The following is a 12738-nucleotide window of genomic DNA, read 5'->3' on the forward strand; positions in this document are numbered from 1 at the left end:
TTTTTCAACTTTATTCGAGTCGATTTCTCGTGTTACATTCGTGTCGGATTTTGTTTTTTGCTGTCTGTTTGAGACAACTTTGTTATGATACCACCTGGAAACCGATCTGTCAACACTTATTTTGTAATTTTTTCATATTTTTTGCACAATTGATTCAATTTATTAATTCTACTGTATTCTACTGTTTTTTTCTCCCCTATCCAATGCATCCTGTCAATTGTACCTCTTTTCACAACATATTTTAATCTGTTATGAAATCAACTGTTAATTTTCAACTATATTGTAATAACCGGCTGCATACTGAATTACGTCTATTTTTTTAAGATTTGGGATAAATTATTATATTTACTTTCCTTCCTACGCTCTCTATACTGTAGTTAATAACAATGCTAAATGCCAATATATAATGGTAAATATACAAAATATCAAGCAATAGGAAAAAACAGAACTGGTACGGTAAAAGTACTTAAAACAGTAGATGTAGATTTCGTCTACAATTTTTAATTCTTAGAAAGATAATCTTTTTTGCCTTTCAAATACTATTTGTAGTATTTGGGAGGTTATTTTTTGTTCTAAAATTATTGAATAAAAGTATGGTACCCTGCTTGTCTATACGAAAAGTTCCCGTAGTGGGTAATCATTTATTGCTAATATTAGCATTTTGATGACATGATTTTTACATTTCAGTACATATCACATCAAAAACACCAAAAATTATTTTATAATGTACTCTTAAATTTATATGAAAAGGGAGAAAATGATATGTGGAAGAAAAAAGAAAGAAAAAGATTTTTAAAGTCAATTATATGTATAACTATAGCAACATTGGTATTTGTTTCAGATATCCCTAATTTAGGACTTATACTAAACGTTATGGCTAACCCAAATCCAGATCAGTTAATGACTTTGAAAGAAACAGAAGAAACGGAAATTAAGCAAAAAGATACTGAAACAGAATCAGAGGAGTCAAGTATCATTACGGAACCAAATAGCGGATCTGATCTAAAAGCAGAAACGGAAAGTGAACAATTTGAGAGCTCGGAAACAAATGTAGAAGAAGACACAGATTTGTTTCAAACAGAAGGTCAAAAAAAGGATAATGGTGATAACCGGCAGTCTGATTATGTCAACAAGACTATTCCTAAAGATATTGTTTACGATGAGATTATAGAAGGAGATACTGTTCTTAGTGGAGGAGAATATTATAAGAAAAAAATATTATATAAAGGAAATGTGTATATTGATAACCGTATTAATTTTAGTTATAGTACAATTAGGGTAACTGGAAATATAGTTTTTCAATCCGGGGCATTGGAGTCAAATGAATCCACTATTTATGTAGATGGTGATTTCCGTATCCAATCTGAGGATGAGAGAGGCGAATATGGTAGCACACAAGCACATTTGCATGCAAACTCGGGTACTCATATTGTAGTGGGAGGAGACTTTTATACCCAAAGTACGAATAATTCGAATGAAATTGACCGGTATCGATCAGTACTGGAACTGCATGGGAACTTTAACCAAGTCGACGAAAGTTATTTCAAGAACTATGGAAAACTGGTATTTGCAGGGGAAAAAGACCAGCATATTTCAATGCCTTTGCTTAATTATCCATCTAAAATATCATTTTTAGGACGCATAGAGGTATCTAATAAGGAAGGAAAAATTTATGCTGATACCATATTGTGGGATATTGAATTGATACAAGATACGGTAATAGGCGGGGAAGAGGTGAGCCTTACAGGTAATACCAATGGTTACAATTTAAAAATTGATAATAATTACTTAGAAAATGGACTAATACTGAACAAAGGATCTGTACTGCATATAGGTGGGGATTATCGGCTCCAGAAAAAGTCAGTGGATGGTGGATATGAAGAGACTGGGTGTGTGCTTGGTGCTGAAGAGGGGGCACGCATTATTGTTAAGGGTGACTTTTACACACAGAGTGCTTCTAAATATAATAGTTTAAAGCCAGGAGCTATTTTAGAATTATATGGCGATTTTTATCAATTGGGTCCTACTGTGTTATATGGAATTTACGGATTTAACGATGTCGCTCATTTTGGAACAGTAATTTTTGCTGGTAATGAAACGCAACAAATTACAATGGAATCCAATCAAGCAAATTTGTTAAATATTATTCAAAATGAATCGTGTCCAAGCCTGGCGCTAAATTGTACAGGTGGTATGGTTGAATTTGCTAGTGATGTTAAGATAGAAAATGATGCTAAAATATATGAAATTGGCATCGGTCACGTATTAGATCTACAAGGAGATGCCAGTATAGCTGGTAAGCTTCATTTGGGCGGAGCATTTAAATGCAGCGGAAACTTAAGTTTATCAGGTCCGTCATCTATCAGCGGGGTATTGAAAATTGATGGGGATTTATTTATTGAAGGAAATGGATATCTCTGGATGTATGAAGATAACGCAGTCACCGCAGTAAAGGGCTCTTTATATAATAATGCCCTAGAGGATCAGCGTATCGATCACGGATTGTTGGATATAAAAGGAGATTTTATCCAAAGTACAGAAAGCACATTTAGTTCATTGGCGAATGCTTTTATTCAGATAAGGGGGGCTTACCACCATAATGTAAACTTTCCTGTAAAAGCGAAGGTTTTTTTTGGAAACTTTGGGATTGATCCCAGCAGGAACTATACCTTTACCAAACAACCCATATGGGGAAATCTCTATCTGGCAGTAGAAACAGATCAGATGACGGAACGTATAGCAGCCAAGTATTTTGGTAAACCTGGAACAAATGCAGCTACTGGAAATTATGCACAGGCTTTCTCTGACATAACAGTGCAAAGCGCCCTTGGACCATTTGAGATCACGCATTCTTATAACTCCATGAGTGAGGAGGATGGGGCTCTTGGAAAAGGTTTTTGGTTTAGCCCAAATATAAAGATGACATCAGAAAAGGTTCTGGATTCAGAGCAGAAGACTATATTTTTGCCGGATGGTTCCCGGTATACATTTCAGAAAAACAGCAATGAACAATATGATGCACTGGATTCTAGAGCAAGACTAATTGAGATATATGGGGATTTTCAGTTAAGAACACCAGACCAGGCGAAATTTGCTTTTGATAAAAACGGACATATACAATATATGGAAGATAATATTGGCAATCGAATAACCTACTCAGTAGATGATAACGGGAATATAGTTTTGATGCAAGATTCTTCTGGCACAAATGTTTCGTTTCATTACGATGGAAAATTACTGAAAAGTATTAAAAATGAAGAAACCGGAGAATTAGCCAGTTTTGAATTTACTGAAGGAAAACTTTCAAAATCTACGGATGCGAATGGTAAGGCTACTGGATATGAGTACAATTCCAATGGGTTACTAACTAAAATTATAAATAACGATGGCAGTATTTTTGAGGAAATCACCTATATCAATGGCGGAATACACGATAAAAAAGTAGCTACAGTAAAAAACATGATTGGTAATATAGATACGTACCTATATGATGATATCTTACGTAAAACTACTATTACGGATTCTAACGGACGATCTGTAACAAAGAAGTTTGATTTTAATTATAAATTAACTGACTCTACTAATGCACTAGGTGAAACTGTCCATACTCAGTATACTCAGACAAATGGGATATATAATTACAGCGAAGTAGAATCGGAAACTGATGTATATGGAAATGATACCTTTTATGAAAGAGATGATAAAGGTCGTGTAACAAAGGTTACTTATCCAGATAGATCAACTGAAATCACACAATATGATTATCATGGCAATATAAGTAAAAGTATTGATAAAAATGGTACAGCTACTTATTATGTTTATGATGATTCTGGCTTATACCTATTGGAAAAAGCAACTCCGCTGGATGGAAGCAGTATTTATAATGATGGTGCTAATAAAGAAAATTTTGCCATTACTACTTATACATATGACATGGATCATGAAATCAAAGGACTCCTTCTAACTGAAACAAATCCACTTGGGGATAATAAAAATTATATAGAATATATAAGGAACCAAAAAGGACAGACAATTGCCATGACTACCTATATGGATGGGAAACCTTATAAAACTACATATCAGTATAATGAGAAATGGCTTCCTACAATGGAAACTGCTCCAGACGGCATTGTTACAAAGTATGACTATAATAAACATAATGAAATAACCCGGAAAACAACGATAAGTGAAGACGGGAAACAGAAGACTCAGGAACGTTATTCTTATGATAATATGGGAAATAAGGTAATCGAGGCAGGAACGTTGTCTTATGATTCTTCTTTAGATGATTTGGAAAGCGATATTTATACAGGTCCCGGAACCAACTTTACCTATAATGAGGCAGGACAGAAAACTGTTAAAACGGATGCTCAGGGAAACACCACTGTTTATGTGTATGATTTATATGGTAATGTTTTAAAAGAAACAGACTCAGATGGTTCCTATAAAGAATATACATATGATGCCCTGGATAGGAAAACAAGTTCTATGTTTTATGATAGTACCACATCCGAAAAAATTCTTTTAGAAGAACAAAGTTACAGTCAATCAGGAAAAAATCTGCAGACAACCAAAACTTCCTATTTGGATCAAGAACGTACAGCAGTGACTACTGAGATAACAGACTTTGCCGGCAGAATTATAAGGGCTGTTGATGCTGATGGTAATACCATCAGTAAAACCTATACAGGTGATGGAAAGGTTTTATCCGAAACAGATCCCGATGGAAAAACAGCTACTTATACCTATAATGCATTGGGAAACCTAACAAGCCTGATATCTCCTTTTGACGGAGATTCCTATTCGCAGACGGTATATACCTATGACAAAGCTGGCAACATGCTTACAGAAATGGTATCAAACCAGGCAGTAGGAAGTTCCTCAGTTACATCTAGGAAAACGGCATATGAGTATGATGCATGGAATAATCTTCTGAAGACCATACAATATGATGGGGATAATCCGGTAGGTTATGTACAGGGATATTATAACTTCAAAGGACACCTGTTAAGAGAATACAAAGGATTGTCAGAGCCATTAACCATCACTGGACTTGACCAGATAAAAACAAACGGTGATGATGTATATACGGTAACAAAATATGAATATAATTACCAGGGTAAAGTTTCAAAAATGACTGACAGTGCCGGTCAGATGGAGACTAACACCTATGATAGTGCCGGAAACCTGTTACAGACAAAGGAACAGGGAGGGGGTACCTATCAGGCAGCCTATGATATTTTAGGCCGTAAAACCGAAGAATCAAAATCATTTTCTGGGAAAACAGCCATACGGAAAACATTTGCCTATGACAGTATGGGAAGACTGATCTCTACAACGGAGAATAGTGATCAGGTAAACTTTACATATAATGGTCTGGGACAGATGGTACATGAAGAATGCGCCTCCACAGAAAAAGAATATCAGTATGATCATAGCGGAGCTGTATTATCTGTCCGGATTTCGGACAGCACAGGAGAACTGCGGAATACAAAAAATACCTACGATATTTTAGGGAGGCTTACAAGTGTAAGCGAAAACGGAAAACGCAAAGCATCCTATACTTATGATAAAAAGTCCCGTCTGTTGACTACAAAATATGAAAATGGAATCACCGAATCAACTGCTTACAATGATGGTAACATGCCGATATCCGTTGTAAACAAAGATGCTTCTGGAAAAATTATTTCCGAATACCAGTATACCTATGCAGTCGATGGCAATCAGCTCAGCAAAACAGATGCCGGTGGATCTACATCCTATCAATATGACGGTTTAAACCGTTTAATCGAAGAAACACATACCAATACTGGAGAAGTGGAAACAACCAGTTATGAATATGATGAAAATGGAAACCGAATTAGGATGGAAAAGATAACTGGAACTGGGCTTAAATGGGAGACATATACATACGATCAGCTGGATCGGCTGTTAACAAAATCTACCCCGGATGGTGAAACAGCATATACTTATGATCGGAACGGCAACTTGCTGACAAAATCAGAAGATAAAAAAGAGGAAATCCAGATATATGATGCGTTGAACCGCCTGATTTCCTGGACAGACGGAAGCAATACAGCAGAATATACCTATTATCCGGATAATAACCGCGCATCCAAGACTGTGAATGGTGTTACTACCAGCCATATCTGGTCAAACGGTGAAATACAGGTTGACTTTAAGGAAGGAAAGAATGTAAATTATATACATGGCCACCGCCTGATCGAATCAGATTATGGAATTTATTTATATAATGCCCATGGGGATGTTGTTCAGTTGGTAAAGAATGATCAGGTGTCACAACGCTATGATTATGACGCATATGGAAATCCCAAAGGCGAAGAGAATAGAGAGAATAAAACAGCAGAAAAACAGGAAGCCAGACAAAACGGTAGTAGCCATGTTGATCAAAACCCATACCGTTATGCAGGAGAATACCGCGATAAAGAAACAGGGTACATTTATTTACGGGCGAGGTATTATGATGTCAAACTGGGGCGTTTTCTAAATGTAGATCCAGCAAAACAAGGTACAAACTGGTATGCCTATGCTGGTGGCAACCCTGTGCTGTACCATGACCCCAGTGGATTGTCTTTCAGTGAATTCTGGGATGATGTGAAAAATACAGGTAAAAAATTCGTCTCAGGTGCCAAAAGTTTTTTTAATTCAATTGGAAGTGCGGCTTCGTCTGCTGGAAAAAAAATTAAAGAATTTGCGTCAACCCCTGGTGGGAAAATAGCAGTTGGTGTCTCTGTAATTGCCATAGCTGGAATAGCTACGTTAGCAACCGGAGGAGCTGCGGCTGGCTTAGCCGGCGGAATAGCACAGGGCGCGCTGATAGGTTCATCGGCAGCCGGAGCAATCGGAGCCGGATCAGGTGCATATTCGGCCGTTGTTGCCAATCGTGAGAACACAGGTAGCTGGGATGGGTCATTTTCAGCCGCATTAGATGGAGCAGCTTCAGGTTTCCAATCAGGAGCACTAGCAGGTGGATTTATTGGTATGCCTTTTGGGGCAGCAAGCTATGGGTCTAGTTACCTAACAGGACAGATGATGAACCCAAACAGTCCATTATATAGAGGAACAAGAGAGCCAGGTTCTATAACTGCTGGAGCAAAACTGGTTGAAACCTTAAACGATACGAAAAATGGTGGAGAAAGTAGTGTTTCAAATATTAAATCTGGATTATTGAAAATGGATTTGCAATACTTTGCTAAGAAAGATTTAAAACAGATATCAGATGTGGCAAATCAGATAGGCGTAAATAGAACAGATTTTGGAAATTTTATACATGAAGTGAAATCAGATCTGGGTAGAAAAGCGAATGAAAATTTTTCTTACCAGGAACTGATAGAACTAGCGAAGGAATTTAAAGGATTTGGAGGAAAATGATGCAAGGATATATAGCGCTTACAATTTCAGGAAAGTGTTTAGACTTTGATGAAATTAGTAAAAACATCAGTTTAGAACCAATTAAAACTGTAAAAAAAGGACAAAGAGTGGCTCTTAATATGGAAGTATCTGAAGAACAGTGGATTTATAAGATAAATTTTATAGATGAAGATTTTACAAATAAAATTAATTGTTTTCTTTTAAATATAGATTCATATAAGAATTATATTAATGATCTTCTAAAAACAAAAAAAGTAGAGTTAAATTGTTATTTAAATTCAGAAATGGGGCAATTTGGATTTACATTAACGGTTGAACAAATAATAAGAATACGAGAATTGGGGTTAAACATTAATTTCCATATTTTATCATATGGATTAGTGGAGTAGATAGGCATGTGTTTTCTAAATGCAGATCCAGCATAGACATACCAGTATGTCTATGTTGGTGGCAACCCTGTGTTACCATAACCCTAGTGGATTAAAAAAATATAGGTAAAAAATTCATCTCAGGAGCCAAAAGTTTTTTAATTCAATAGGAAGTGCGGCTTCGTCTTTCCTGTTTTTCCGCTAAACTTGATTTTCAATATATTTTGAGATGTGGAACTTTCATGCTGGGGAACTCCTTGCCCACAAGACATGCAATTATAAAAACTACCCTGTCGCGACATACAGGGTAGTTAGTTTTAATCCAAACTTTATGCACTTATTATCTTAATATTGGGTAATCACTTGACATTTTCCAGACTGATGCAAAATCCAAAGTTGGAAATGAAGATTGTTCTGCCATCTGACTACCGGTAAGTTCAAAACACTTACAATCGCCATCATTAATATTAATAGTGCAGTAACTAGATGCAGTAGTTAACCAATAGCAATTTAATATATATCCATCATTACTTGCCATAATACCAGCTGTTGCTTTTCCTATATTAACACAATTCTCTATTTCTCTTCCATTTCCCGCAATGCCTCCACAATACGGTATAACTGATGTAGAATTGACTTCACCTAAATTATAGCAATTTTGTATTATACCTGAATCGCCGGCTATACCTCCCGCAATTCCATACCATTCACCTTTAATTGCAGAAATTTTACCACAGTTAAAACTTTTTTCTATAATGCGAGCATTTGCCCCACAAATCCCACCTACACAACTTACTGCAATCATAGTGTTATGATGGCAAGAAGCCGGACGATTGATGGGGATTATGAGATATGCCCACGTAATCCCATAGTTACCCATCGTCATTTATCACTGTTAAATGAGATTTCTGTGGTTGGGCATGCAGATATCGTAACAACACAAAATGGGGAATGGTGGATGGTTTTGCTGGGCGTCCGGCCTTATAAAGGCTTCCATTATAATCTTGGAAGAGAAACCTTTATGATTCCAATTGTATGGTCTGAAGACGAATGGCCTATGCCTGACACTGAAAACGGACTGGTTCATAAAGAAGAGCGTTTGCCTGATCTTCCAAGCTTTTATTGTCCTTTTACCGATTCGAATGACAATTTTGACTCCGACAGACTTTCTATGATCTGGAACATGATTCATACGCCTCAGAGAGATTTTTATTCTCTGACCAAACGCAGGGGATGTCTGCGCCTCTCACTGGAACCAGAAGTGATTCAGGAAATCTGCAACCCGTCATTTATTGGCAGACGTCAGCAGCATAAAGTATTTATGGCTTCTGCTGCAATGGAGTTTACTCCTGCAAATGATTTGGAAGAAGCAGGCATTGTATTAATCCAGGATAACCGTTACAATCTGGTTTTTGTTAAGACATTCCGTAATAACCGCGCTGTCCTGCAACTGCACCGAACAGAAAATGGGGTACGCACTTTAATCAAAGAACTTCCGCTCGAAAATACCGGGCGCTTATGCCTCAGTGTACAGGGGCGTTGTGAAACATATGCCTTCTTCTATGGGCTAAATGAACACGAATTAAAACTATTTGCGGAGGATATCGATGCAGCTCTTCTGAGTTCTACCGTAAATGAAGGATTTACGGGTGTTTACATTGGCATGTACGCCAGCAGCAATAAATCCGTTTCCACAAATTATGCAGACTTTGATTGGTTTCATTACACTGGAAAAGACATCTAAGATCAGATAGCGATGCCTTTGGGATTGGTTTCTTATTGATAAAATTATCAATAAGAAACCAATCCTTGCATTTTTTGAGAATGTTGTATATAATACGTGGCAAAGGTGGTTAGCTTATGCTAACATTTTTATCCATTTTTCGAAAGTGAGGATTTATTATGTCAAAGAAACATCTATTAAAAAATTTTGCAGTACTGTCCTGTGCGGCGATGCTGTTATTATCCGGGTGTCAAAGCTCACCGGATACTGCAAAGGACAGTTCCCAGACTGCAGCCACGAATTCCAGTGCCGAAACCGGCGCAGAATCAAATACGGATACTAAAAAGGATACGAATAAGGATACTAATGGGGATACAGACAAAACTGCTAATACTTCTGCTGAAACCGGAGATAATATTACCGTTACAGATGCCAGAGGCGAAATTTCAATACCGGCAAACCCACAGAAAATTGTAGATATAAGTGGAAACAGTGATATCTTATCTGTGCTTGGATATAAGGTTGCAGGAACTGCGAATTCTGATGCTTATGACTATACGAAATTCCCTTCCTATCTGGAAGATGTTCTGGAAGGAGCTTCTATTCTGGGCTACAGCATGCAGGATACCATGGATGTAGAAGGAATTATTTCATTAGAACCGGATCTGATCATTATCTCTACTGTTCAGGAGAAAATGTACCAGCAGCTATCTGAAATCGCTCCGGTTGTTATGTTAGAACTTGCCCAGACAGACTGGAAAGAAGATGTCAAAAGCGTTGCCGGTATTATGAATAAAACCGCAAAAGCGGATCAGTGGCTCTCTTCTTATGAAGAAAAAGCATTAAAAATTGGTGAAGAAATCCGCAGCTCTTATGGCGAAGACACTACTTACCTCGCTCTTTTGGCAAGCGGGGGACAAATTTTTATCTTTGATAAGGCCGGTATTGGCAGCATCTTATACGATGACATGGGCTTAAAACGGCCTGAAGGAATGCCGGTTCAGGAAAATATCAGCCTCCCGGTTGTCAGCTACGAAGGACTTGCCCAGATTGATGCAGACCGCATTCTGGCTATCGGTACAGATGAAGATCTCGCATCCCTTCGGGAAAATCCAGTTTGGAAGAATATGGATCCGGTGAAGAACGGAAATGTTCTGGAGCTTCCTTCCAGCCCTTATTTTAACCAGGGTTACAGCTGCATCGGCAGATTTTTGTTTTTGGATGAAGCATCATCCCTGATGGAGAAATTAAAATGAATCGTAAGTTAACAGGTGCATGGTTCTTCAGTATCCTCTTAGTGGCGGCCGGATTAATGGCCGCTGCTTGCGCAGGTGCAAAAAATATACCAGCGGAAACTGTTCTGAATAGTTTATTTGCAGCCGGAAAGCCCGAGGAGCTTCCTCTGGATATGCAGCTTGTAAGAAATATTCGTCTTCCCAGGGCACTTGCAAGTGCTATCATCGGCGGTCTTCTTGGAATGGGCGGTGCCATGATGCAGGGAGTAACCCGCAATCCTATTGCAGAGCCATCCATTATGGGAATCACCCAGGGAGCTGCCCTTGCCGTCGCTGTCGTAAGTGTCAATACTTCCCTTTATGGTATACTGGGTAATTTTGCGGCAGCAATGCTCGGCGCTTTCATCAGCGGTATTTGCGTTTTGCTTTTCAGTTTAAAAAGCGCTTCTAATATGAATATTTCCCGCCTTATTCTTGCCGGAACAGCACTTGGAACCTTTTTCCTGTCTCTGGCATCTGTCATCGCTTTGTTAGGCAACCGTTCACAGGAACTGGCCTTCTGGGTATCCGGCGGATTTCGTACGGCTTCCTGGGATCAAATGAACATATTACTGATTGTCAGCATTCCCTGCCTTATCTCTGCTCTGATTATAAGCAGCAAGATAAATATTGTAAGCCTGGGAGATGATGTCTGTACAGGGCTTGGCGTAAATCCTGTTAAAATCCGGATTCTTACAATGATTCTGCTGATTCCCATGTGTGCCGTAAGTGTGGCAATTGCCGGAAATATTGCTTTCGTAGGTCTGATTGTTCCTCATGTTGTACGCAAACTGTCCGGGAATGATTACCGTAAATTGATACCGCTATCTTTTTTATTTGGAAGTGCGCTCCTGATTTGGGCGGATATTGCAGCCAGAATGGTTCAACCGCCATACGAAACCCCTATTGGACTTTTTACTGCTCTGATTGGAGTTCCTGTATTTCTCCTGATGATTAGAAAGGAGAGCCGGTGATGAAGAGAAGATTTCATATTGTATTATTCGTTACTGCTTTTTTCCTGCTTGCTGCCATGCTTATTTCTCTCATATGGGGAACTTATTCTATTTCGGTAAAAGATGTATTCAACACTCTTTTCGGACAGGGCAGTAAATTGCAAAACACCACCATATTCCAGCTGCGTCTCCCAAGAATCTGTATAGCCCTATTTGTCGGAATCGCACTTTCTACAGCAGGCTGTGTTCTGCAAAGTGTGACCCGTAATCCTTTAGCGGAACCTGGTATGATTGGTATTAATGCAGGTGCAGCCCTTGCCGTTGTACTTTTTATTTCCATAAAAAGTACTGCGTATTATTCCGCTTTGTCTGCCGCTACCGTATTTATGATACCTGTTTTCGCTTTGGCTGGCTCCCTGCTTTCTTCTCTGCTGATTTATTCTCTGGCATATAAAAAGGGGATTTCGCCGAATCGGCTGATCTTAACGGGAATTGGTGTAAATGCAGGAATTAATGCTTTTATTACCTTATATCAGCTTAATATGTCCAAAGGTGACTATAATCAGGCACTGACCTGGATTAGCGGAAGTCTTTGGGGGAGCAGTTGGATTTATTTTATATTTCTTGCCCCCGCAGTTCTGCTCCTTACTATAATTGTCCTTTATAAGAGCCGCACCCTTGATGTCTATGCTCTTGGAGACGAAACCGCCAGTGGATTAGGGGTCTCTGTACAACGGGAAAGCAGAATTTTATTACTTCTGGCTGTTGCACTTTCAGCACTTGCAACCTCAGTTGCAGGTAATATTGCTTTTCTTGGATTACTCGGTCCTCATATTGCCAAGAAGCTGGTAGGCGCCGCTCATAAAAGGCAGATTATTACCGGTGCCATGATCAGCGCTGCATTAATTATCGCTGCCGACAGCATCTCCCGAAATCTTTTCTCACCTTTAGAGGTTCCGGTTGGCATTACACTTTCCATTGTAGGCGTACCATACTTTATATACTTAATGTTAAAGGAGAAATAGACT

Annotated in this window: 7 protein-coding genes; 6 read left to right on the plus strand and 1 reads right to left on the minus strand. The window is 38.5% G+C overall.

All coding sequences use genetic code 11. The features are described from left to right. Positions 1-762: 762 nt before the first annotated feature. Complete coding sequence (locus CD03_RS0118955) at positions 763-7392, plus strand: RHS repeat-associated core domain-containing protein (RefSeq protein WP_027294971.1); 6630 nt, start codon at positions 763-765, stop codon at positions 7390-7392. Beyond that, the gene (locus CD03_RS0118960) at positions 7389-7781 is read left to right on the plus strand and encodes a DUF4279 domain-containing protein (protein ID WP_081820297.1); all 393 of its coding nucleotides are present in this window, start codon (positions 7389-7391) and stop codon (positions 7779-7781) included. Before CD03_RS0118955 ends, CD03_RS0118960 begins: the two co-directional genes overlap by 4 nt. 319 nt (positions 7782-8100) lie before the next feature. On the opposite strand, the gene CD03_RS0118965 is transcribed toward CD03_RS0118960, so the two are convergent. Beyond that, positions 8101-8565, minus strand: a complete 465-nt coding sequence (locus CD03_RS0118965) for a hypothetical protein (protein ID WP_027294973.1) — start codon at positions 8563-8565, stop codon at positions 8101-8103. A 6-nt stretch (positions 8566-8571) separates the two neighbouring features. Here CD03_RS0118965 and CD03_RS34075 point away from each other — a divergent pair, with 6 nt between their 5' ends. From CD03_RS34075 to CD03_RS0118985, 4 genes are all read left to right on the plus strand, one after another. Then, positions 8572-9504 (plus strand): family 43 glycosylhydrolase, encoded by a 933-nt coding sequence (locus CD03_RS34075; RefSeq protein ID WP_081820298.1) that lies wholly within the window; start codon positions 8572-8574, stop codon positions 9502-9504. A gap of 158 nt (positions 9505-9662) precedes the next feature. Further along, positions 9663-10739, plus strand: coding sequence for an ABC transporter substrate-binding protein (locus tag CD03_RS0118975; protein WP_027294974.1), 1077 nt, complete (start codon positions 9663-9665; stop codon positions 10737-10739). Continuing rightward, a complete protein-coding gene (locus tag CD03_RS0118980) occupies positions 10736-11731 on the plus strand; it encodes a FecCD family ABC transporter permease (protein ID WP_027294975.1) in 996 nt (331 codons plus the stop codon). The genes CD03_RS0118975 and CD03_RS0118980 overlap by 4 nt, the downstream gene beginning before the upstream one ends. Then, positions 11731-12735, plus strand: coding sequence for a FecCD family ABC transporter permease (locus CD03_RS0118985; protein ID WP_027294976.1), 1005 nt, complete (start codon positions 11731-11733; stop codon positions 12733-12735). Before CD03_RS0118980 ends, CD03_RS0118985 begins: the two co-directional genes overlap by 1 nt. Positions 12736-12738: the final 3 nt, after the last annotated feature.

Source organism: Robinsoniella sp. KNHs210 (assembly GCF_000686105.1).
In the GTDB taxonomy this organism is placed as follows: Bacteria; Bacillota; Clostridia; order Lachnospirales; family Lachnospiraceae; genus Robinsoniella; species Robinsoniella peoriensis.